Below are 26,165 nucleotides of genomic sequence, written 5' to 3' on the forward strand. Positions count from 1 at the left end.
ACGAAAATAAATTTATTTTGTTAGATTATTGAAAAAGACTGCAAAATTTTATCAAAAATTAATTTCTCACGTACTAAACTAACATTTACTTCTATAATATTACCTTTAGTTACCAAAATTATATCGCAAAGTAAACCCGCCTCGTATTGTTGTTTGCGGGAAAGCGGTAGAAATTGAATACTGTGAAAAAGTATGATCATAAAAGAATAAAGCTGTAAGGTTTTTACTTAATGCATAATCTGCTGTAAATTTAATTCCGTAAATATCCTGTCCAGCTGTAATCTGAGTATTATCAATATCCAAATATCTTATCAGTGTTTCATTTTGTCGAAGTGATAAATCAGCTCTCAGGTTCAAATCACTTTTAACCGTTTGTTTACGACCTGAAATTCTTGTTACAAAACTAAGATCCTGAAGCCTATATCCTAATCCTATAATATATTCATTTCCTCTAATCTCTGTAAGTAAGTTATTAGCAAAGCTTAATGACAAAGCTCTATCTTTTTTCCATTCTGCAAGTATTTTAATAGAGTTCTTCATCTCCATATCTAATCGAATCAAAGGACTAAATTGCTCAGTAAGGTTAACATTATTAAATAAAGTAGGGTTTTTAAAATTACCTGCCTGATCTACTGCATCTGGGTTATTTCTATCAAAATCCAGATTTGTCTGGAATTGATTAATCGTATAATTAGCTCTATATCCATGCGCCATAGAAAAACGTTTAAATCGCTTTTTAAACCATTTTATCTTCATCAATCCTGTATACTTCATATCCCAATTAGGCAACGGCACATCTCTTAATGCACCTTTTTGCACACTTTCTGGACTTGTTCCAGAATACGCCGATAAAAATGCGGGTAATAGTACAGCTTGATTTGTTTTACCAAATCCAACCGGATAACTGTATCCGTTAGGTTCTACCTCTGTACTTCTCGGAAATGCTGTAGTACCATAAAACTCTGTTGCCAATCGATCTGCTACCACCTGTCTATTTAACCTAAATTCGTCAAAAGTTTCAGAGGTAAGCTCATCACTTTTCTTAAAGGCAGTATTAATTAACAAAGTCGAAATAGTAAAGTTACCATATGTATTTGGAGCCAATGATCTATATTCTAAGTCATTATTAATATCCTCTACTCTATAATTTTCAGAATATGTTTCAGAATAGTTTCTAGTAGCGCTAATATCTATTGTTAAATCTTTTAACAATCCTACTGAAGCTTGCACATTAAGTTGTCTTCCTTCTACTTCTCGATATTGCTGATTAAAATCCTGATACAACGTAAGCCAACCATTACGAGCAGCGATATCTCTAATTTCTGCTTGACTACCAAAGGTAAATCCAACTGAAGGCTTTAAAGTTCCTACAAAACCAGGTTCTCTTAAGTAACCAGGTAAGAAGATACCATTATCCTGTTGATAGTTAATATTTACTTTTTTAACAGCGGTTACCAATCCAATCAACGTATTATACGCCTTATCCCCAACACTTAATTTTCTGGAAGTTCGTTGTTGCGTCTTTGGTTTTTCTCTTGCAGCCGCGACTCTGGACTCGCCTTCTTTCTTACTATCTTTAGCTTCTTTCTTCTTTTTCTTTGATTTCTTTCTCCCGGGCTTTTTCTTAGTTAGCCCCACATATTTATATAGAGAATTCATATCCAAAGAACCATTAATAGTATGAACATTGACATTCTGAATTGTATTTCCCTGATCTGGTATACCTTCCAGATTCTTTAATGCTTCACTACCCTTTGTCCATTGAAAATCTGCTCTATATGAATACGTAGTCTTTATGAACTTAAACAATGGAATTTTATTAATTGGCAATTCATAATTTACCTGCAACTGCTGACTATGAAAGTTAGGGTCTCCGATATCAAAGAATCCACTCCACACATCAATAGAATTATCTACAACTCCCTCATCATCGATAAAATTCTTTACAATTCGATTATTTGCCGATGTAAAACTAAAATTTAAAGACTTAGTCAAATTATGATTTATCCCATACTGCCAATCAAATAAGAAATTACGCTGTATTAAAGCTGGTAATCTAATATCATTAGGACCTAACGTTATATCACGAAATACCTGTTCATTGTACTGTCTTGTAATATTAGAACTTACTGAAACACTTGTAGGAAGTAAATTGAAATTAAAATCTTTAAGTAAATCAAAATATTTACTCTTGCCTAGTAGTTTTACTTTCTTAAGTGGTTCTATAGATTTAGGTTGAAAACTAAAATCATATGTTCCTCCCAATCTAACATTTTGATCCAAGAAACTTTCTACTTCAAAATCATGGCGATCTGTTTGGTTATATGTACCAGAGAAAGAAAAATTCTCCACATCATAAGGCATTGGTTTTGCATCACCCGTTCTTTCTTTTCGCAAACCAATTACGTTTATGCTTTGTCTTTTTGTATAATCAACAGATTGTTTTCTAATTCTTTCTTTTTCATCTGCATTAGTTTCGTTATCCAAACGATCTTGTAGTTCTATATCCAAAAACTCAGGATCATACTGCGGCGTTATTAGCTCTTCACCACGAGTATAGTTAAACGGTATTTGGATTCCCCATTTCTTAGGCAACAACTGTCCAAGATTAACATTTGTCGTTACATCATATTGTCTAAAATCTTCTCTACTTCGCTCATTAGGACCTTGTTCTATACCTCCAAACCCTATAGTACTTATTCTACCTGAAGCACTCACTGTTGCAAAATCTGCTATATTACCATCAAGGCTACCAACTGCGGCCCAACCTCCTTGGTTTCTAAGATCACTCAATCTCATTTCATTAAACCAAACGGTACCTGATTGATCTTGTCCGCTTTGATTTTTGATCCCGACCATCATTACCCGGATATCCCCAAAATTAGGATTTCCTTTAATCCCAACTCTTAAGTCATTAGGTCCGTCAAAAAAGTTTAAATCTGTATTGATTAATGTATCATCTCCTAAAACCATGGTCTTTACTTCCTGAAGAAATTCTAACGGAAGGTTTAACCTATTTGCTTCAGGCCATACCGATTCAGGTGTTTGATCAGTAAGTGCAGAAACTTTTAAAGGTAATTCTATTTGATAGAAATTATTTGTAAAATCATTACCCATTCTTACAAAAGCGGTAAGCTGGTCATCTGCCAATATCTGCCCAGAAGCTAAAGGTTCCGCATGTAGAAACATCTCCAGATTCTCATACTGTCGCATGTCTACATTAAAGTTTTTATAAACTCCTCTAGCATCACCAGTCTGAAGGTCATTCACACTTAATGCTAGTGATCTTTCATCTTCACGGATTGTAGTATTATTATTAATTAACTCCTCACGACGAACACCTGGAGGTGTAACATAATTAGGCGTTTCTTCTTCACTTACCGACGTTACCAAAACCTCAGTATCTCCAAAAACATTAAGACCACTTGTAGGATCATTTGTTGTGTTACCAATCTGAACATACCTTCTATAATCCCCTCGTACTAAATCCATAGTACCGAATCTTAAAAGAACCGGCTGATCAAAATTAGTAAGATACAATCTCATAAAACGGATCGATCTAAAATCACTAACATTAAATGAGCGCGTTGGTTCATAAATTGGCACTTTAAATCGAATCCATCTTGTTTGAATCGTTTCTCCATTAGCCACCTCTACATCTACTGGTGCTGGTGAATCTGAAATATATCCAGTACCTCCATCATTACCAACGCCCATACCATCAAAGATTGGAATTTCATACTCAAAATAACTATTAATAGTATTCATTGTATTATCCCGATTCACATCCTCTGCGGTTGGAAAAGTAGTATTTCCTCTATCATCATTACCTACATTGGTAGGTGAATTTCCTTGAACTCCGTTATAAAGGTCATATCGTTGAACTACATCTCCTTCTGCCTGTAAATAATACTGATAGTTATCTGCAGCTGGATCATTATTAGGATCATTATATCCAAAACTAGCATATTTAACACTCTCATCCTGATCATTCAATCCATCGTATCCCACATCTTGACTTACTCTATCCTGACCTTCAGTATCAAAGGCATATATTAAAGATTGGTTTACAGGTACTTTTGCATAATCAGTCTCTACCGTATTATCATCCAATCCTCCGACAGGCAATCCATTTTCATATTGCTTTCTACCATCTTTCAATACATCTTCACTAATATTTCCTAAGTTAAAAACAATGGTACCACTTGTAGCCTGAGTTAAAGGTTCTTGGGTTCCACTATTACCTCTATAAAAAGGATCCATCAACCAAAACTCAACAAACTCTACATTTGCTTGCTCAAAATTAGTAGATGTTAATTGCCTTGTTATCCCAGCAAAATTATCGTCTGGATTCGGCAACTGATTATTGGCAGCTGCAACGGGATTAAAATTGTATTGACCTCTCGTTCCTGGATCATAATTTAAATCCATAGTAAATAAGGCCAATGTCTGACCTGGAACAATATCCTGATCAGGAAAAATCTCTCTGTTAAAAACCCTTCTGGCACGATTCGAAGACAAATCAATATCACTTATTCCATCAGGTCTACCATTACTATAAAAAATTGGATCTATTGAATACCAGGACATTTTTGCTCTTCTAAAACCTGATTCAACACCTGCATTAAAATCTCCTCCATCAGCATCTCCAAAACCTAAAGGAACACTAGAAAGCTCCCAAGATAAAGGTGAACCTACATCAATAGCCGTTTGCGCTCCCTCAAAATCATCTATATAAGTAGTTACTCTTCCGTCAAAGTCCGCTCCTTTTGGTGCTCCAGCAACTAAATAAGCTCCTTCTGCACGAACAGATACATTTGATTGTACATCAGTATCAATGTTAGGTAATTTATTTACCATACGGGTTAAAAAAGGTACTTCTGTAGCATAACTAAGATTAAACCCTAAAATTGTATTATTTATTGGCTCAAAATTATAGCTAGATTTTTGAGTAATTGGTCTTTCATTAAGATTTAAATATGTACCACCGATAATAAAATCATCACTAAACTTATGCTCTATATTTAAACCTGTAAAACGTTTTGTTTGCTGCCCAAAAACTGCGTTGTTCTCTGTTGAAACCTGTATAGGAGTATTAGAAGCTCTTAATGCCTCATCTAAAATATTTACTCTACCCAATTGATAGTTTACTGTATAATCTACTCCTTCTTGTAGAACTCTTCCTCCTGCAGTAACTGTAACTGATCCTTGAGGAACATTAAATGCACCTAAAGGAATCCCATCCTGTCCAGAAGATTTATACCTACCTTTTAACTGAAAGTAATTTTTATTTGCAGATTGTTGTTCTGCTACCACTTTGGTTTCGGTATAAAGGTCCCTGAATACATATTCATCTTGATTGACATTATACGTGGCAGGGTTATTATAGTCTGTTGCTCCACCTCCATTATCTAATTTATCAAAAAGGTGCTTTCCAAACGGTTCTACTGTTGTAAAAACAATTCTTCCATTTTCAGTATCTATTGTAATTCCAGGAACATAATCAAAGAATCCATCACCTCCCACTACAGGATCATTATTCGGGTTAAGACGATCCAGATTAAACACTCTAAGAAGCGTAGTTTGATCTACATCATCCGGTAATGCCAATCCTCCTCCTTCTACTGCAGTAATAAAATTAACCGGAGATGGGTTTGTATATAATATATTAAGTCTGAAATCATCTCTCTCTAATCTAAAAGCTCCAGTGTTGTAAATATTCTTCATCATCAAATCCCAAATCGGAAGATTTACATTTGTGATTGGGCTTTTTAACATCTTTACCACCAAACTCTGACTAGATCCGACCTCAACACCACTACCTGTATTATTACCAATGGTAGCATCTACTCCATCATTGGCAAATTCTCCAACTTGAAAAACTTCTCCACCTACGGTATACTGAAAAGCAACCCCAAGCACCTCATCATTATTAAGACGTTGATTTAATGAAATGTATCCAAGCTGAGAATTCAGTGTATATTCACTCTGATTTAGTTGCCTAGCATTTTCTAATATAGCATAATCAAACCCTTCACTAAAGTTTGAAATCGGCCCAATAAATCCTTGTTGAACAGTTGAAACCTGTCGAACAGCATCTGTTACTGGTCCGGCAGGACTAATAGAAAAAGGATTCAGATCATTATTCGTGTTATCAGGAAAAGAACCAGCTGGCCTATTAAAAAGTGTAGCCGGAATCGTGGTGTTAATTGATGTATCCGGACTCGGAGCCTCACCAATATCTTGTAATGCTACAATATTACGAGCATTTGTAAGTGTTTGCGCACTTGTAGCTCGATTCGTAATCCACACCTCAATCCTGGTAATCTGGATATTGTTATTAATAAAAGGATAGCTCCTTAAAGATTCATCATAGGTATCTCTAAAATAATGAGATAAGAAAAAGTGTCTGTTTTCATCATAATCCAGTGCAAAAAGCTCAAAATCCTGAACGGTACCTCCACCTTCGACATTTACAGATCTTGTCTCTGATCGTTGCTCAGAAAACACTCCTGTAATGGTAGTTTTACCAAATTGTAACCCAAGTTTTACACCAAAAAGACTTTGTGCTCCTTGAATCAACGAACTATTTAAAGGCATACTCACATTACCAACTTCTATACTTCTGATTATATCGTCTTCTGTAGGAGTATATTCTAACTTGATTTGATTTTGAAAATCAAAAGTAGATTCTGTATCATAATTGGCAGTAATCTGAAGCCTTTTACCAATCTTACCTAATAAACTAAGACTAATCCTCTGATCAAAATCAAAGGTAAAATTACTTCGGTTACGAGGTGAGAAAGCAGGGTTGTCTTGCTTAGTATATAATAATCCTAAATCTATTTCTACTGATCCTTGTGGAATAATCTCTATTTCATTACCTCCAAAAATAGATTCAAAGAAATTAGAATTTACATAAAAAATAGGAAGAAGGTTTTTACGTTTTTCCTCACTTCCATCAGTCTTACCACTAAAAGCAGCTATTTTTTCTTTAAAATATTTCTTTCTTTGTTCTTCTTCAATCAACGCCTCAAATTCTCTTGGTGTCAGAAAAAGAGGATATTTAATATTAAAATCACCTAACGTCTCTCTATAGATATAGCGATTAGTAATTGGATCGTATTCGTATTTGGCAACAATACTATTAGGATCAGGAAGTGATAATTCTCCTAAAGAATAAGTAGTACTTGTAGAATCACGTACTGTTTCATTCTCCTGACCGTATAGCATACCACTATACAGCGTAACTAAACAAACTAATATTTTAAAAAAATTAAAGTGTAAATATCTAGATGAACTCAATGTTTCTATAAATTTTTTAGTGCTTGTTTAATAATATTTTCAACGGTTTCTTTGGGGTTAGTTTTTAGGACTCGGTCAACTGCTTTTTCTGCAAGTTTTCGATTAAAACCTAGGGTTTCTAATGCAGATAACGCTTCATCTTTGTTCGTATTGTTTTGTGATACAGAAACTTCGTCAATATCATAAACTTTAAGAATTTTATCTTTTAGATCTAAAATGACTCGCTGTGCAGTTTTTGCTCCGATTCCTTTAATTGATTGGATTGTTGCAACATCGTTAGAAGCGATCGCTTCCTTTATCTGGGTGGGGTGTAATGATGATAACATTGTTCTGGCTGTACTTGCACCAACTCCTGAAACTGAAATTAAAAGTCTGAAAATTTCTCGCTCAGATTTTTCTGCAAAACCAAAAAGGGTGTGTGAGTCTTCTTTTACCTGAAGATGTGTGTATAATTGTAGTACTTCTCCTTCTGGGATTAAAGAAAAAGTATGTAATGAAATGTGTAGTATATACCCTACTCCATTACATTCAATTACCACATCTGTCGGATTTTTTTCAACCAGCCGCCCCTTAATATGTGTGATCATCTGTCGTTTGTGTGTTAAGCATCCAAAAGTAATAAAATTCTGCTAGATTAAAAGTGTTAAAAAATAACCTTTGTACATGATTCTGTACAAAGGTTACTAATTATGAGTTTTTTTATACGGTTTTTATGCCGTTAATTTATTTTTAGATATTTTCTGAAATTAAAGAATATTCTCGAGCTCTTTTTCCTTTTTCCTGAGCATCAATTACTGCTACAGCTGCCATATTAACTATTTCTTCTACACTAGCTCCCAATTGTAAAATATGTACAGGCTTACTCATACCCATCATAATTGGCCCAATAGATTCTGCATTATTAAGCTCACTTAATAATTTGTAATTACTATTAGAAGAGTCCAAATTAGGAAATACCAATGTATTTACTTTTTGACCATTAAGCTTAGAGAACGGAAATTTATCTTTTCTCATCTTTCTATTCAAAGCAAAGTTCATCTGTAATCCTCCATCGACAATAAGATTAGGATAATAACGATGCAAATAAGCAACTGCGTCTTTTACTTTTGTTGCACTTGGATGTTTTGAAGACCCAAAGTTAGCATAAGACACCATAGCAATTATTGGCTTAACTCCAAACATCTCTACCGTTCTAGCAGTCATTTGTGCTATTTTAGCCAAATCTTTTGAAGAAGGATCAATATTAATCGAAGTATCGCTAATAAATAATGGTCCTTTATCTGTCATCATTACATTCATAGTTGCAATACGTGTCGCTCCTTTGGCCAACCCAATAAGATCAAGCATCGGTTTTACCACCGTAGGGTAACTTCTAGAATATCCTGAAAGTAATGCATCCGCATCTCCCTCATTAACCATCATAGCTGCAAAATAATTACGCTCACGCATTAATTTTTCTGCATCATATAATGTAATTCCTTTTCGTTTATTCGTATCCCAATATTTTCTCGCATATGCATTTTTTCGATCACACTCTTCATCTGCTTTTGGGTCAATTATGGTGATATTCTCTGGGTCAAAATCAATCTCTTGCATTAACTCTAAGATAATATCTCTGCGCCCTAATAATATCGGAATTGCAACTCCTTCTTCTTTTACAGTCTGAGCAGCTTTTAACACATCCAAATGATCTGCTTCTGCAAAAACTACTCTTTTAGGATTAGTTTTGGCTCTATCCAACAACAATCTAACTAATTTATTGTCGTTACCCATTCTTTCCAGCAACTCATCTTCATACTTCTCCCAATCTGTAATTGGTTCTGTAGCCACCCCACTTTCCATTGCAGCTTTTGCTACAGCAGGTGGAACTTTGGCTATCAATCTTGGGTCAAATGGTTTAGGAATAATATAATCTTTACCAAAATTAAGACGTGTTTCGCCATATGCAATGTTTACTTGCTCAGGAACGGGTTCTTTTGCCAGCTCAGCTAATGCTTTTACTGCCGCCATTTTCATTTCTTCATTAATCCCGGTAGCTCTTACATCCATTGCTCCTCTAAAAATAAAAGGGAATCCTAGTACATTATTTACCTGATTAGGATGATCACTTCTTCCTGTTGCCATAATAACATCTTCTCTTGCTCTTATAGCTAAATCATATTTGATTTCAGGATCTGGATTAGCCATAGCAAAAACAATAGGATTATCTGCCATTGAGATTAACATATCCTGAGTCACAAGATTAGCCATTGACAAACCGATGAATACATCTGCTCCTTTCATTGCATCTTCTAAATCATTAAGATCACGATCTGTGGCAAATTCTGCTTTTTCGGGAGTAAGGCTATCACGATCTTTCCTGATAACACCTTTACTATCAGTCATTACTATATTTTCTCCTCTAGCTCCAAATGCTTTATATAGTCTTGTACAAGATACCGCAGCTGCGCCCGCTCCACTCACAACTATCTTAACTTCTTCTATATTTTTGCCGGCAATTTCTAATGCATTAAGTAATGCTGCTGCAGAAATAATAGCTGTACCGTGTTGATCGTCATGCATTACAGGAATATCCAATTCTTCTTTTAATCGTCTTTCGATTTCAAATGCTTCTGGAGCTTTGATATCCTCTAAGTTAATTCCTCCAAAAGTTGGCGCGATGTTTTTAACCGTCTCTATAAATGCGTCAACGTCCTTAGTGTCTACTTCAATATCAAAGACATCGATATCCGCAAAAATTTTAAAAAGGAGTCCTTTTCCTTCCATAACAGGTTTTGAAGCTTCCGGCCCAATATCTCCTAATCCTAAAACTGCTGTACCATTTGATATAACAGCAACAAGATTTCCTTTTGCCGTATACCTATATACATTTGCTTTTTCTTTCTCAATTTCCAAACATGGTTCTGCAACACCTGGAGAATATGCCAGAGACAAATCTCTTTGAGTTGCGTACTTCTTTGTGGGGACCACTTTTATTTTACCTGGGGTAGGTTTTGCGTGGTATACTAATGCTTCTCTTCTTTTACTTTCAATACTCATACTAAATCAAGATAAATGTGCAAACTTGTATTTATTTACCAGAAAATAGATCAGAAGAGCCTAGAAACTAAACTTTTACATAATTATTCCGGCAAACACACCAAAAAAAAGTTCAATCTCTAGACTCTCTTTATCTAGTTTCTATTTGTTGTTCACATTACAACTAATACTATACAAAGGTACAAGTCTGTTTGAGATGCAGAAATTTAAAGTAAGCAATCTTTCAAAAAATCACGAATAGAAAAAAGAATACGTTTTTTTAACAATTATATTAACGATTATACATCTATTTATTGATTTTCTTAAAAATCTCATCAGGGTCAACTAAATGATCTAACTTATTCTTTAAATCCTTACTTAAAAGACTTAGTCCTAGCTGATACGATGCATTCATCCACCCAAAACCACTAGGAGTAATATAATCAAATTCTGTCCCTACATTTCCATACTCTGCATATACTTTATGTGTACATTTGACCACATCATACTTTTCAGGAATTGTACCATTGTAATCAACTGCATTTCTGGTAATCATCCAGAGCCATCTATACACTAATTCTTGTGTTTCTTTTGTATAACCATAATTTTGTAACCCTCTCCAAATGATCATTTGATGTGGAGCCCAACCATTTGGATAATCCCATTGACGCTGTGGTGCATTTGGATCGTCCTTATTAAAAATATCTGATGTTCCGGCAATTCCTCCTTTTTGAACTAAGGTGTTAAAAAGTTTTTTTCGTAATGTTTCTGACTGCTCCTTAGTACAAATCCCAGCCCATAACGGGTAAAAATTAGTAACAGACGATACTTCTGTTCGCTTTTTTGTTACAAAATTATAATCATAGAATGATCCTTTCTGCTCATTCCACATCAAAGTATTCATTATTTTTTTTCTTCTTTCAGCCTTTTTTAACCAGAATTCTGAATCATAGCGAGTATCATTTATAACAAAACTATTGTTAAACACATTTTTAATTAAATATGCAATGTCCACCTCATATTTATACAACAAACTATTTAGCCCAACCGTATTTAGTTCTGCACATATAGCATCTAATCGATTTGAAGTATCGTGCCCGCTTTCTCTCATTGAACGATCATGAGTAAAATACTCATCTAAACCAGGGTCTCTAAGTTCTCCAGAATTATATTGATTGGTAAAATCTTCTAGGTTTAATTTATGTTTCTTAGCATATTTTTCGAGTATAAAGTCAAAATGTCCTTCTTCTGTTTCTGGTGGTATTCCTATTCCTTCTCCATAAAACCTGTTAAGCCCGGTATTGGTTAATCGAACATTTTCTTTCATCCAAACTGTTTCATATTCTTGTATAACCATTTTAAGATTTCCTGAAAGCCAGGGTTTAGAAACATTAGGATTGTTAAGGTATATTTCTTTTATCAATGAGCTAAAAAATGGAGGTTGTGTACGGGTTAGATAATAACTCCTATTAGCATTTAAGATTTTTCCATAATGTTTAATTTGGTATCCAAAATTATCTGCCATTGCCATTGCTAAATCAGCTCGTTTATCGATCAATAATCCTACTGATTCAAAATAACTATCCCAACCATACATTTCATTAAACCTTCCTCCTGGAACAACAAATGGAGTTCCAAAATATGCTCCAATATCATTTATCTTACTAGCTAAGTTTAGTATTCCAGGTTTACTATTAAGATTCTTTACATAATCTGGCGTTATTTCTTCTGGCAAAACTATTACTTCAAGTTTCGGAATATCGTTTTCTAAAGTTTTAAAATATCTTGCCGCTACGGTATCTTGAAAAGGAATATATAATCGTAATACATCCGAATTTGCTTTTGAATCCTCAAGTACTTTTTTTAATCCTTCTTTGTCTATAGATCGGGTAAGATTGTCCCAAAATCGAGTTTTTATAAGTCGCGAAATTCGATCTGAAGGTAGTTCCTTTATTCTTTCTATGGCTATAGCTTGATCTCCTTTTGTTATAGCTAATTCCTGAAGCAAGTTTGACAAATGATAAACACCTTCAACTTTATATTTTTCACCATCTGAATTAACAAATTCAAAACATCTGGGACCTTTATCTTCAATTGTTATTTTCTTATCCCCATCAGTATCTTCCTGAGTAATTAATTTTTCTAATTCTGAATGATAATTAGATACAGATGCTTGTTTGTTTTGCTTACAGCCAAACATCAAAAATATTATTACTAATGCAATGCTTTTAAAAGCCAGAAATCTTCTTCTCATACTTATTTTTTAATTACCAAAAGAATCCAACAACGATAGCAGTAATAGCAAGTAAAATCAAAGACAAAATCCTATAATTCTTAAACCAGGGTAATCCCGAAAGTTCTTTTGATTCTTCTGAGAACATCGCTTTTCTATAGGTATATTCTTCTATTTGTTCTTTTGATTGAGGTTTTGTCATTAAACTCACCAACATATGAATTGAAATACAAATTATAAATAACCAAGTAGCTTTTGCAAGAAAATGAAGTTCGTTTACCACTTCTATCCAATCAAATGTTTGAGAAAGAATCATTAAGATAGCCAAAGAAAAACCTATTAATAGACTAACTATTGATCCGGTGCCATTAGCTCGTTTCCAAAACAATCCTAAAACAAAAGTAGATACTGCTGGTGGACAGGTATATGCTATAACCAACTGCAAATATGTCCAAAGAGAATCACTAACACTTTCTATAAAAGGAACCCAAGAAATTGCTAAAACAACAAGTATCACAGTAGTAATTTGTCCTACTCTTACCAATTGCTTACTCGTAAGTTCTGGTTTTAATTGTTTTACAAAATCCATAGTAACTAAGGTAGATGCAGAATTAAAAGTTGCAGAAACAGATGACATCATAGCAGCCATCAAACCTGCTACTACCAATCCTAAAACTCCTACTGGTAATAACTGAAACAACAATACTGGATATGTAAGGTTGGGGCAATCTGCAAGGTTATTACAAATTTCTCCATTCGTCAAACCATAGTTAAGTGCTGAAATATCCAAAGTACTAAACAACAATAATGCTAATACACCTGGAACTACCATGATAAAGATCACTGGTAACTTTAATAATCCCGCAAATAATGCTCCCCATCGCCCGTGGTTTAGATCTTTTGCTCCTAAAACACGTTGCACCATAAATTGATTATTTGCCCAAAAATAAAATCCTAACAAAGGAACTCCTGTAAGTAATCCCCACCAAGGCATAAACTCATCATTATTAGGTCTTACCAAACTAAATACTTCTCCAGAATCTTGAGGAATAAATTTTCCTTCAGTTGCCCGATCACCAAAACTTACTTCTCCCGCAGATAACATTCCATCTAATTTGGCCATCATTCCTGACCATCCTCCTCCTAATTGTTCAAAAGCAAAATAAGTCAACAAGCAAGACCCCAGAATTAGCAATATTGCCTGAATTACTTCTGTTTGAATAACAGAATTTAAGCCTCCCGGAATTGTGTAAGCCGCAGCAGCGACTGCTAAAATTATCAATATTAAAGTAGAATCAAGAGATGGAAATAATAAAGTTAAAACAATTTTACCTACATATAATCCTGCTGCAGTATCAACCAAAATATTTCCGACCACTGTAATAAAAGAAAAGTAATAGCGTGACCTTTTATCGTATCTTCTTTCCAGAAATTCTGGCATTGTATACACTCGTGATTTCAAATAAAATGGTAAGAAAAAAATCGCAAAGAATATTAACACAACTACTGCAAACCATTCATAATTATATACATTTATATTGGTTTGATAAGCATCTGAAGCTAATCCAACAAGAGTTGAACTCGATATATTCGCCGAAAATAAAGCAATCCCAACAATAGGCCAGGTCATTGTACGCCCTCCTAAAAAATAATCTTCTGAACTCCCTCTTTTTGACTTTGATATTCCGTAGATAATAATACCAATCAAATACACTACAATAACAGCTATATCGATATAAGATAATTCATTCATATGTGAAGTATTGAATTTTGACTTTTTAAAACTTCAACTTAAATGCTCTTAATGTTAAAAACGCTTAATTTTCAGTCAAAAGCCCGATGAATATACAAGATTATCTTAAAAACAATGTGTTTTTAAAGATCAAAATCAGAAGATTAAGAAATGTAAGCGTTTGTATTATGGAATTTTCAAAAACTATTGTGTTTTATTTATTAAACTTAAAAATCACGTGATGGGTTTAAATTAAAAGAGTTGAATAAACCTTAAACCAAAAGTTAAGTTATTACATACAAATATGAAATATATTATTTCGTATTTGAAAACAGTGTTTTTATACTAAACATTAAACATAATATTTGAATCAATATGAACATATTAAATTTCAAATATTATGAAACAACAGTTACAAATTATCTTACTACTTCTTTTTTGTCATACTACATTTTCACAAGACATAAAAGAACCAAAAATCAATGATGAAATTGATAAAATGATTGAAAGTTTAGATACATCTCAGATTAATTCTGGGATTCTACTAGACCGCTCTGCTAATTGGTCTCATCTAGATAAAGTAAACTCTAAAAACCGAACAGAACCAGTAAACTATGCCTATTTTAAACAGGCATTGTTAGATTTGCATATCGCATCAAATAAAAAGAAATTTATATCATCAACTACATTAAAAAAGAATCTTAAGAAAGAGAACATCTCTAACGACATTGTATATATGGGTATCATAAGTACATCTTACGAAACCATAAACTATGATAAATCAAACTCTGCAAAATCAGGATTAACTATAGAGGATAATAAATTCAAATTAATACCTGGTAGGTCTCCATTTTTAAATAACAAGAGTTTGATAATTTCTCCGCTAAGAATTGCGGTTAAAGGAAAAACTATTACTTATAAATTTAAAAAAGACTTATGGTTTAACAATTCAAAAAAAAAGATCGTAAGTCTAGTTGCTAAATTTGAAAATAATAAGACATATGAGATCATTCGTAACGACCAGTTAGTTATTAATCAAGTCAAACAAACATACGTCTCAACGGGAGATAAATTAATTTATTTTAAAGCTAGTTACGATGATGGAACAACAAAAACAATTGAATCGAAGGTTTATGTAATAGTAAATAAATCAAGTAATAAATATTCTGGAAAGATTAGCAACCATTCTGTGATTTCAGATGAAACTTTTAATGGAAAAAAAGGAAAAATGGATTATAGAATTTATTATAGAACTAATGAAGGTAGTAATCCAAATCTAAGAAAACCTATTATTATAATTGACGGTTTTGATCCAGGAGATAGGAGAAGAATTACAGATTCAGACTGTGCTAATGACCCAGATTGTGTGGATCTATATAATGGCTTTTTTAGTAATGAAGAACATGTTTCAATTTGGGATTTTAATTATTATAAAGATTCTAATGATGATACGAGAAATCTTATTACAGAATTGAGAGCAATAGGTTACGACGTAGTAATAGTGAACAATCCAACTCATCAAATAAACGGGCAGCCAGAAATTGATGGAGGCGCGGATTATATAGAGCGTAATGGAAAAACATTGGTCACCTTAATTAAATGGTTGAATACAGAGTTAGCTAATAACAACAGTGGTAGTACTATCTCTAAAACCAATGGATTAGTTATTGTAGGTCCAAGTATGGGTGGGCAAATTTCACGGTATGCATTGGCTTATATGGAAAAAAAGTTTAGTCAAACAAATAGTACTGAGTGGAAACATAAAACTAGATTATGGATAAGTATAGATAGCCCTCATTTAGGCGCTAATATTCCAATCGGCATTCAAGCAGCTATTCATCAATTGGCAGGTTTTGGTCTTGATGGTGCATTAGATTTTAGAGATAGGCAATTGGGTTCTGTTGCCGCTAAACAACAATTAATAGAACAATATAATGGGAGAAATGGTAACCAATTGGATCAAACTAAATTAAATGCCAGAACCGTTTCTCAAGGATATAGTTATTCAAGAGGGTCTACTTTTTTTAGAAATTTCTATGATAATTTATTTAATAATGGGCTATCTGGATCAAAAGGGTACCCACAAAATTTAAGGAAAATTGCTATTACCAATGGATCATTAACAAATTCTAAGCAATATACTAGTGATATAAATGCCATTTCAAATGGTTATTTTTCCCAAAATGGGCAAAGAACTTTAAATATCAGAGGTTTTGCAGATATTCCATTTACCACTCATATTTTCAGTTTAGAAACATATTTTAAGAAAAGTACCGGTGAAAACGGAAAAATATCTAGGTTAAAGCTTGGTCCATCAATAGGAAATCTTGATCAGTCTCTTTATTTAACCAATAATAATTCAAGAGGGAATATGGATAATGTTTCTGGTGGTTGGTATCCAGGGCAATATGAGTTAAATAAATCAACAAGAAGGGAAGGATTACCTATTGGATATATGCAAACAAGAGAATTAAAACCAACACATTCATTCATTTCAACTTTTTCAGCTCTTGGTCATTTAAGCCCGGATAGATCTTGGCATCAAGCCTTAAACAAAAATTTAGTATGTCAGAATTTAACTCCTTTTGATAGTTATTACGGAGAAAGTAACAATACAGCACATACAAGTTTTAATTCAAAAAGCGTGGATTGGTTACTTGAAGAACTCTCTGGAAAAAGACAAGATCCATATATCCCTTTAAACGTAAATAGATTAATCGGAACATCCGTATTATGTAATTTAGACACAAGAAATTATGCTTTTCAAGACGTTTGTTCTGTACCAGGTATAGTAAAAGAATGGGAGGTGTCTTCAAATTTAGAAGTCATTAATTATGGTGATTACAACATACAAGTAAAACCATTTTCAATAGTAAATCAAGCAGCTTGGGTAAAAGCAACATTTAATAATGGGCAAGAAATTATTAAACCATTATGGATAGGTTTACCAAAACCTCCTGTAATTGATGGCCCTACTTCTGTAGCTCCTTCAGCGTTAGCAGAATATAACAGCTTGGAGACAAACAACTATAGTGCAGAATATCAATGGACCTATCCAACTGGATGGGATTATAACCCAAATATAAACGTAAATTGGTCTTGGGGACGACCAACTAACACAAATCAAGATGGAATTATCGAAGCGAAGACCATAAACAGTTGCGGTTGTGGAGGAGTCTCCCAAATACAAGTAGAGGTTGATAATGATGGTGAAGGTGACCCTAAGTCAACTGATAAAATTTCGAAAAACAAGAATAAAGATATTTTTAGCGCTATAAAAATTTATCCCAACCCTGTAAATAACATTCTAAATATTAACATCGGTTTAAAAGAAATAGACAAAAACACTCAAGTAATATTATTTGATAATTTAGGAAGAGTTATTAAGCAAATCAGTTCTAAAGAAGAATCTTTAAGTATGGATACTTCCAAAATACCTAATGGAATTTATATCTTAAAAATATTTATTGATAATCATATTACGACTAAAAAGATAGTAATTAATCATCAAAAAAAGATTAATTAAAAGTTCTTTGAAAAACAAGAATATTCAATAAAAACATTCAGGATTAAAAAGTAACCCTGAATGCTTTTTATTGTTAAAGAAGTAATAATTCATTATAACTCCATTTACAACCATTAAACTCTGAACTTGAATTTTTGTTAATTTAAATTAAACTCTTTAATCAATTTAAGTTCATCAATATCTTCAAGAAAAATATCTACTGGATAATAGGTCAATGTTTCTTTGCCTATGTAAGCTGTTTGAAAGGAATTTAATTCTACAGTCCTAGGAATATACTTAAATTTTGATTCTTTTATTTCTGATAACATCCTCACGACAAACTCTGAGCAATAAAGTAAATTATCTCCATTATTAATTGAAAAGGAATTATCAAACTTAATTTTTTTAGTTTTCATATTTTTCAATTGATCAAGTAAATTATTCCGTTCTACACTTTTCACATCTATCAATTCGTAAATAGCCATATAATCAACTACTCCATCATTTACAGAGCTAAAAGATTCAAAGTTATCTATAACCAAATCTGAATCTGCATTATCTGTATTTACAACGTGATAAATGTTCCATCGATCTATTTCATAAACCCCTAAACCAATATGCGAAATTTTTTTATTTAATATATTAAAGTTCTTTGAAACTATACCTGCTTTAGTATTAGTACCTCTAAAAATCAAATAGATTTTTGATGAATCAAGATGAAACGAATAATTTGAGGGAAGATCTTTATTTTGACAACTTATTGTCAAGAATATTAAAATGAATACTAGAATTTTCATGTTTCGTAATTTATAAACGATAAGAAATAAAAGGCTATTTCATAGATTCATGAAATAGCCTTTTCACCTTTCATCTGAAAAACTTGTCCAAACTACTTATATACTATACTATAGGTCCAGTACATATATGACAGATGATTTAATCAGTTTTATCTTTTACTAGCTGCTCCAATAACACCTCCTATGATAGCTCCACCAATTCCACATGGTATACCACAAGTGTTTATCCCAACAATCAAACCAATTATGGCACCCGCAGCTCCACAAGGAGCTGGAATACCATTTATGGTACATCCTCTGTTCTGGTTATTGATTTCTTGGTATGATTCTAATGCTATAGAATGAAGAGTTAACAACAAGGTTTGCTCTTCATTAATTAGAGCTAAAAATTCTTCTTCCTTTTCAATCCCAGTTAATAGCTTTCCACTAAATACTGTTTTTATTTTTTCTTTTGTATATGCTGAAAATTTTGTTCTTTTTAGAAAATTATCAATCCCATTATTCATAATATTTTTTACTTGAACAACAATTTTTTCTGCCATTTCCACATTTAGCGACTCCTCTGACACCCCAAATAAATCACCATAATAATCCAATGTTTTTTGATTTAACTCTAAATCACTAAAATCCTGTTCCACCGAATCATTTATTATCTTATCAATAGAATTAAGAATGAAACTTCCACTTTCTTCAGATCTTTTTTTAAGAGAGTTTTTTTGAATTGGCTCGTCTATTTCTTCAATATCCTTAGAACAACTAGATACTATCATTGATAACGTAAATGCAACTATAAAAACCTGTAATATGTTTAATCTCTTCATTTTTTAAATGATTTTTTTAATTAATTTTTTATATTTCATTAAAGTGATTTTTTAAAGACATTCACCTAATATGTCTACTCTTCGCGAAAAGTATTTTCTTGGTTTTTGACAACTAAGAGGAGAGAAGTATTAATGCTTTCTCTTAAAGGATTGGATTGTAAACTATCCGTAAGCACTTATCTGTTAAAAACCTTTATTATTTTGTTACAGGTCAAATTTGAGATTAATAAAATGAGAGGGCAACAGAAGATTCATAAGTGTTATTAATAAATTCAAATTCGTAATTCGAAAACAAAAAAGCCTCTTGAAATAAATCAAAAGGCTTTATCTTTTTTTAAGTTATATGTTACAACTTTGTTTTTAATTCTTATACTGTATGATAATAAGATTCCCTCTATAATCAGGAGTAACATTAGTACTATATGTATCACAACGATTTTCATGGATATATCCTTGCGTATTTTCGACTGATATTCCAGATGAATATGCCGAAGTAGTTATTTGATTACTCTCTGGATTACCAGTATAACCATTAGGCAGATATAATTCAAACTCAAGATCACCCGGATCATTTAAAAGTGAATACACATATAAATCTTCATAATCCATAGAATTTCCATTCTCTACAGATTCTGGCGGCGGTTTATTAGACGGCTTAGGACTTCCATCCGGATCATCTCCAAACCTACATGCATGATGACTAGCGTAATACAAAAATTCTAGTTTAAATGCTTCCTCAAAGGCATTATTAGCAATATTTTTATCTAACAAACTTCTTAGTGTTATTACATTAGTCTGTGAACTATTAGCCAAGGCATTTATAAAAAACTCTTCCGCAGATGGATGTCTTGTTACAGTCTGTCCTAATACAAAGGATGTCCACTGCATCCTTGTTTCTAATTCTGAAGGTTCATCTGCCGTATTCGCAGCATTAAAACTTTTATTATTTCCTATTATGCTATCCTCTGTTACAGCTTCTTTATCACAAGAATAAAAGGTAATGAACAGAAATAGCAAAGAAAATCTAAATATTGCTTTCATAATTTTTTAATGTTTTCCAATTTTTTAAATGTAATAAATAATAAATTTTTAAAACGATAATTTCATATTTGACATCAACAAATTCATTTTGGTAATGCATAATTTCATTTTCGTCATTCAAAAAATTTTATCAATTACATAATCTTTACGTCTACTAGACACAGGAACTTTTATATCCGGTTCTATGATTAAAACCCCTTGCTTATTGTAACGTGAAACTTGCTTTTTATTTACGATATAAGATTGATGACATCGTATAAAGATATCTTCTGACAATAGATCGATCACTTTCTTAATAGGTTTTGAAACTACTATATTCTTTGTCTTCAAAGTATAAAATGTAGTATAATTACCTTCCGATTTACAATACAAAATATCATCCTCATAGACCACATATACATTGTCCAAGGTTTTTAGAATAATGCGCTTCTGTTGCACCCCTTGAAAATACTCACTGGATATCTCTACCAATTTCTCTAAGTCATTTTCCTTTTTTGAATTCTTAATAGCTTTTGTTACAGCTTCTTTAAATTCTGTGTCATCTATAGGTTTTAAAATATAATCTAAGGCGCCCACCTTTATCGCCTTTATCGCATGATCATCAAATCCTGTCACAAATATGATGTCAAAATTTTTATTCTTAATTTTTTCTAGCAAATCAAAACTTGTCCCGTCGGTTAGTTGAATGTCCAAAAAAAGTAAGTCTGGTTTTTTTTCTTCTATTTTTTTTACTGCATCAGCTACGCTTCCTGCCTCATCAATAATCTCAATATATTCATTAAAATATTGTTCGATTTTGGCTTTTATCTTATCTCTGATATAAGCTTCATCGTCTATTACCATTGCTTTAATCATTTTCAGAAAATTTATAAGGGATTAAAAACTCAACCAACACTCCTGATTTGTTCACATTACTATCTTTTTTGTTCAAAATGCTAATCTTTTGTTTTGTGGTTTTATAAACAAATTTTGAAATTAACTTCACAGACACAGAGTTTTTATACCCTTTGTTCGTAGTATCCAAACCTACTCCATTATCCTCTATGGTGCAATGAACATATTTAGATTGCAGTCGTAAAGTGATATCTATTTGTCCCTTATGCTGTATCCCTAAAAAGCCGTGTTCTATACTGTTCTCTACAAAAGGTTGAATAAGCATTGGTGGAATAAACATCAGGTTCTCCTCTTCGAAATTTTCTAAGCTAATATTGTACTCAAATTTATCAGGAAAACGTAGTAATTGAAGATCCATATATTTGCCCAACAACTCTAATTCATTTTCTATCTGAACATAGTTATGTATTGAATTTTCAAGAATCAATCGTAATAATCTAGAGAATCTGAGCAGATAATCTACAGCTCCTTCCTGATTTTCTTCAATTTGATTTTGAATAACGGATAAAGTATTGAATGTAAAATGTGGATTCATTTGCGCTCGCAACAAACGTTGTTGTATCTGTATTTCTTGTTTATGAAATCTATACCGTCTTTGCCTGTACAATAAATAACCGATCAATAGTAACAACCCAGAAAAAATTAATAGAGCAATGAGTTTTATATTTTTAAGTTCAGATTCATTTTTGGCTGCAATCGCTATTTTTTCTTTTTCATTGGCGGATTTTAACGCAAAAAGCTCTTCATCAATCTTTTTTTGATGTTGTTTTCTACTTTCTTCTAGTAAATTATCATACTCGGTGATAAGTTCATCCTCATTTTTCTTTGTTCTATAATTATGCCTAAAGCGATACCTATGATATTTCGCAACATAGTCCGCATCAGAATTAGGTGTTATAATTGCTTTTGTAGAGTCCAAGTATTTTCCTGCAATATCATATTCTTCTGTCGTTAAATATGTAAGTGTTAAATTATTATATGATTCTAATAAATTATAGTTATGATACTCTTTAATTTCTTTAGAGAGTTCGAGTACGGTCTTGTAATACTTTAATACTTCTGTATAATTTTGTTCATAAAAATGAAGATTCCCGTTCATCCTATATAACTGTCTTTTTGCATCTTTTCCACAGTCTATAGTACTTAAACTATCCAACAAAGCGAAAGCTTCCTTCTTTTTCTTTTGATGACGATAAAGTATTTTTGCTTTTTCACTACCAGTTATCACGTACATATCTATATCTGAAGATTGCTTTGCTGCTTCTAATGTTTTTGAATTGTAGTATAATGATTTATCAAAATCTCCTAAATCCAGGTTTATTCGCTCTAAGAAATTGTATGCGAATACCAAATCAGGAATATGTTCCTTTCCTTTAGAAATTTCGACAAACTTTTGGGCAGCACTAACAGCGTTAGCTAATCTATTATTATCTTCATCTGTTTGCCATGCATTCCAGAAATAGGCAAGATTTCTTTTTCTAGTATTCGGGCCCTTCACCAAATCAATAGTTTTATGAAAATAAAACATGGCAGAGTCAAACTGTTCTATTTTTTTGTAATAATAACCCTTTCTAAAAAGATTTTCTATCAGAAGGGTATCTGGTAATCTTTTATCGTTATCAATGATAAATCGGGCGGCAGCGATGTAGACTAATGTTGAATCATTTACAGTGTTTTTTGCTAAAGAATGTAAATCATCAACATCAGTAATCTTATTTAACAAATCATTTTCTGAATCTGTTTTATGACAAGCACAGCATAGTAAGACGACTAGTAATATTAAAAATATCGGATAAGGTATTCGCATATATTTTTTATAGAAAAAAATCAATTTAGATTCACTAAAATATGTTTTTAAACTCAAACACAAAGATTACTCTTTTAAAAACCTAATATTCCTTGTTAATCCAGAAAACTTAGTCCTTTTTACTGCAGATTTTTGAAACACTTTTGAAAACACTTCTTGTGTTATTTCTTCCCAATCTTTTTTGGTCATATCCAGAAGTTCAGGTTTTGGATTAAAAAGAGGTTCATTATGAGGTTTTGAAAAACGATTCCAAGGACACACATCTTGACATACGTCACAGCCAAACATCCAGTTATCAAACTTATCTTTATAACTCTGAGGTAGTTCTTCTTTAAGTTCTATAGTAAAATACGAAATACATTTACTTCCATCTACAACATAAGGCTGTACAATTGCTTGTGTAGGACAGGCATCAATACACGCAGTACAGGTCCCGCAATGATCTGTAACAGGGCTATCATATTCGAGGTCGAGATCTATAATAAGTTCTGCAATAAAATAAAAGGACCCCACCTTTTGCGTAAGCAAATTACTATGTTTACCAATCCATCCTAATCCACTTTTAGCTGCCCAGGCTTTATCTAATACAGGAGCAGAATCTACAAACGCTCTTCCTTGAACCTCTCCAATTTCTTCTTGTATACTTTGCAAAAGCTGTTTCAACTTATCTTTAATTACAAAATGATAATCGGTGCCATAGGCATATTTCGAAATTTTAGGAGCTTGAGGATCTTTTTGACTTTCTGAGGGATAATAATTTAACAATAACGAGACAACACTTTTAGAACTTTCAACCAATTTTGTGGGATCCAGACGTTTATCAAAATGGTTTTCCATATAGCTCATTTCGCCATGCATATTTTGATTTAGCCATTTCTCTAAGCGTGGCGCTTCTTGTTCTAAAAATTCCGCTTTAGAAATACCACAAGAAAGAAAACCAAGACGTTTTGCTTCAGATTTAATAAATTGAGTATATGTAGTTTTAGAATTCAATTTTTATTCTTTTTCCTCACTGATTTTTTCTAAAGAACTTTTATCCATTATCTGAATACCTTTCTGAATCACCAAAGAGGTAGGCAGTGTAATATTTTCTCCTTGATCTGTAAGCATAAAAAGATAAAACCCAGTAATATCTTTCACCTCTCCTGTCCAATCAAAATCTTTATCCAAGACTCTGATACGATCACCAATCCTAACAGGATGACTAAAGAATAGAATTATACTAGCTGTAAGATTGCACAAAATCGACCATTGAGCAAAAAAAGCTATTCCTACAACCGCTAATACAGATGAAATAAACACACTTAACTGATCAAACTCCACTCCCCAAATGATCATTAGAGTTGTTCCTGCAATTGCATAAAAAAACAAATAAAGTAAGCTGAGTATTATTTTTTTTCTATCTGCATTTATTCTTCTTAGTACTATAAAATTTTTGATTATTCTTTTAGTCACCAAGAGAATAAAAATCAATATTGCAAAAACTACAATTGATAGTAAAATTTCATCTTTATAAATTATCATCACTTAACACATTAATAAGTTAGTTATGTCTCTGACATTTTTGATTTTGTAAAAATACCAAATACAGGGTTATGATATACAGGAATTGGATGTAATACTACTACAGAAAATTTCAAAAGCAATGTTAATTACTATTCTGTATTTCTTAAAGTAAACTTTAATGAAGAATTCAAAGGTTTAAGGGTAATAAGAGGTTTAATTTCGACTGTATTTGCAGAAGTACTAATTCTATATTTTTTTACCAGCTCATTAATAGCTAAAATCATTTCATACATAGCAAAATTATTACCTATGCACATTCTAGGCCCTGCCCCAAAAGGAAAATACCAATCTGCATTTTCTTTTTTATTTTTATTAGGATGAAATCTTTCTGGGTCAAATCTTTCTGGATCTTTCCAGAAATCTGTATGCCTATGAATTTCATAGAAAGAAATTAATATAGTTGATCCTTTTGGTAATTCAAGATCCTTATACTTATCATCTTCAATAGCTAAACGATCAGAAAAATATGCAGGTGGATACATTCGCATAGATTCTTCTATACACTGTTTAACATAAGGGTATTTTGAAATTTGTTCTATTGGAGAGATCTCATCAAAGGTCTTTTGTGATTCTTGATAAACCTTTTCTTGAATCTCTGGATGTAAAGCAAGTAATAATAACGTAAAGGAAAGTGCATTAGAGGTTGTTTCATGACCTGCAGTAAAAAGGATTAAAATTTCATCAATAAGTTGCTCATTATCCATTGCCGTACCATCTTCATATCTAGATGCCAAAAGCATATCCAACAGGTCATCATACTCTACATCAGATTTTTTGCGCTCTTCAATAATTGAATTTAAGATATCTCTGGCTTCCTGAGTAAGTTTAAGAGTGCTTTTGATTTTTCCGCTAAGATGTAACCACCAACGTTTATAAGGCTGTCTTATCTCCTTAATTAAGGATTTTTGAGCCATTTCAGTAATATATTGCAGTCTCGAAATGGTATGATCATTCCCCGTATAACTAAACAATGACTTTGCAACTACTTTAAATGCTAAATCACTCATAATCGGAAAAACATCAAAAGTAACATCAGGTTTTACTTTTGCTAACTCTTCCTGCACAACTTCTTTGATAGTAATCACAATGGATTCAAGCTTTTTCTTATGAAAAGCAGGTTGAATCAATCTTCGTTGCTTTAACCATTTTTCTCCGTTAGAAGTTAATAAGCCTTCACCAATATACCTTGCCAAATCTTTGGATTGTAATTCTGACTTATGATACTTTCTATGTTGTTTTTGCAACATATGTTTAGCAAATCCAGCGTCACGTGTAAAAGTCACAGTCTTAACAGGCCCAAGTTGTACTTTGAAAATATCACCGTGCTTCTCAAAATTCTCATTATGAAAAGGCAAAGGGTTTTTTAAAATTCTGCTAGTATTCTTAAGAACTTTAAAAAAAGAAACGATTGGAACTGATCTGTCGGCCATTGAGTTATTATCAATT

At 32.4% G+C, this 26,165-nt stretch carries 14 protein-coding genes; 1 reads left to right on the forward strand and 13 read right to left on the reverse strand.

Features of this window, described 5'->3' with window-relative positions:
• Positions 1 to 105: 105 nt before the first annotated feature.
• The 5 genes from sov to U0D62_RS13895 form a co-directional block, all read right to left on the reverse strand.
• Positions 106 to 7,233, reverse strand: a complete 7,128-nt coding sequence (gene sov, locus U0D62_RS13875) for a T9SS outer membrane translocon Sov/SprA (RefSeq protein WP_416135545.1) — start codon at positions 7,231 to 7,233, stop codon at positions 106 to 108.
• A gap of 77 nt (positions 7,234 to 7,310) precedes the next feature.
• Positions 7,311 to 7,892, reverse strand: coding sequence for a Holliday junction branch migration protein RuvA (gene ruvA, locus U0D62_RS13880; RefSeq protein WP_322287907.1), 582 nt, complete (start codon positions 7,890 to 7,892; stop codon positions 7,311 to 7,313).
• 142 nt (positions 7,893 to 8,034) lie between these two features.
• On the reverse strand, positions 8,035 to 10,344 hold the full coding sequence (locus U0D62_RS13885) for an NADP-dependent malic enzyme (protein WP_322287908.1): 2,310 nt from the start codon (positions 10,342 to 10,344) through the stop codon (positions 8,035 to 8,037).
• A gap of 286 nt (positions 10,345 to 10,630) precedes the next feature.
• Positions 10,631 to 12,577, reverse strand: coding sequence for a trehalase family glycosidase (locus U0D62_RS13890; protein WP_322287909.1), 1,947 nt, complete (start codon positions 12,575 to 12,577; stop codon positions 10,631 to 10,633).
• A 13-nt stretch (positions 12,578 to 12,590) separates the two neighbouring features.
• Entirely contained in the window at positions 12,591 to 14,309 is a 1,719-nt protein-coding gene (locus U0D62_RS13895) for a sodium:solute symporter (RefSeq protein ID WP_322287910.1), read from the reverse strand.
• A 379-nt stretch (positions 14,310 to 14,688) separates the two neighbouring features.
• Between U0D62_RS13895 and U0D62_RS13900 the strand changes: the two genes are divergently transcribed.
• Positions 14,689 to 17,814, forward strand: coding sequence for a T9SS type A sorting domain-containing protein (locus tag U0D62_RS13900; RefSeq protein ID WP_322287911.1), 3,126 nt, complete (start codon positions 14,689 to 14,691; stop codon positions 17,812 to 17,814).
• 137 nt (positions 17,815 to 17,951) lie between these two features.
• Here the strand turns inward: U0D62_RS13900 and U0D62_RS13905 are convergent, their stop codons facing one another.
• The 8 genes from U0D62_RS13905 to U0D62_RS13940 all read right to left on the reverse strand — a co-directional run bounded on the left by U0D62_RS13905 (position 17,952) and on the right by U0D62_RS13940 (position 26,149).
• On the reverse strand, positions 17,952 to 18,590 hold the full coding sequence (locus U0D62_RS13905) for a hypothetical protein (RefSeq protein WP_322287912.1): 639 nt from the start codon (positions 18,588 to 18,590) through the stop codon (positions 17,952 to 17,954).
• 149 nt (positions 18,591 to 18,739) lie between these two features.
• Positions 18,740 to 19,411: a hypothetical protein gene (locus U0D62_RS13910; protein ID WP_322287913.1), complete on the reverse strand. Its 672-nt coding sequence runs from the start codon at positions 19,409 to 19,411 to the stop codon at positions 18,740 to 18,742.
• 360 nt (positions 19,412 to 19,771) lie between these two features.
• Positions 19,772 to 20,452, reverse strand: a complete 681-nt coding sequence (locus tag U0D62_RS13915; RefSeq protein ID WP_322287914.1) for a hypothetical protein — start codon at positions 20,450 to 20,452, stop codon at positions 19,772 to 19,774.
• Between the two features lie 117 nt (positions 20,453 to 20,569).
• Positions 20,570 to 21,307, reverse strand: a complete 738-nt coding sequence (locus tag U0D62_RS13920; RefSeq protein WP_322287915.1) for a LytR/AlgR family response regulator transcription factor — start codon at positions 21,305 to 21,307, stop codon at positions 20,570 to 20,572.
• Positions 21,300 to 23,153 (reverse strand): tetratricopeptide repeat-containing sensor histidine kinase, encoded by a 1,854-nt coding sequence (locus tag U0D62_RS13925; RefSeq protein WP_322287916.1) that lies wholly within the window; start codon positions 23,151 to 23,153, stop codon positions 21,300 to 21,302. The genes U0D62_RS13920 and U0D62_RS13925 overlap by 8 nt, the downstream gene beginning before the upstream one ends.
• A gap of 66 nt (positions 23,154 to 23,219) precedes the next feature.
• On the reverse strand, positions 23,220 to 24,146 hold the full coding sequence (queG, locus tag U0D62_RS13930; RefSeq protein WP_322287917.1) for a tRNA epoxyqueuosine(34) reductase QueG: 927 nt from the start codon (positions 24,144 to 24,146) through the stop codon (positions 23,220 to 23,222).
• 3 nt (positions 24,147 to 24,149) lie between these two features.
• Positions 24,150 to 24,677, reverse strand: coding sequence for a mechanosensitive ion channel domain-containing protein (locus tag U0D62_RS13935; RefSeq protein WP_322287918.1), 528 nt, complete (start codon positions 24,675 to 24,677; stop codon positions 24,150 to 24,152).
• A 131-nt stretch (positions 24,678 to 24,808) separates the two neighbouring features.
• Positions 24,809 to 26,149, reverse strand: a complete 1,341-nt coding sequence (locus U0D62_RS13940) for a cytochrome P450 (RefSeq protein ID WP_322287919.1) — start codon at positions 26,147 to 26,149, stop codon at positions 24,809 to 24,811.
• Between the last annotated feature and the right edge of the window lie 16 nt (positions 26,150 to 26,165).

This window comes from Aquimarina callyspongiae (assembly GCF_034322225.1).
GTDB lineage: Bacteria > Bacteroidota > Bacteroidia > Flavobacteriales > Flavobacteriaceae > Aquimarina.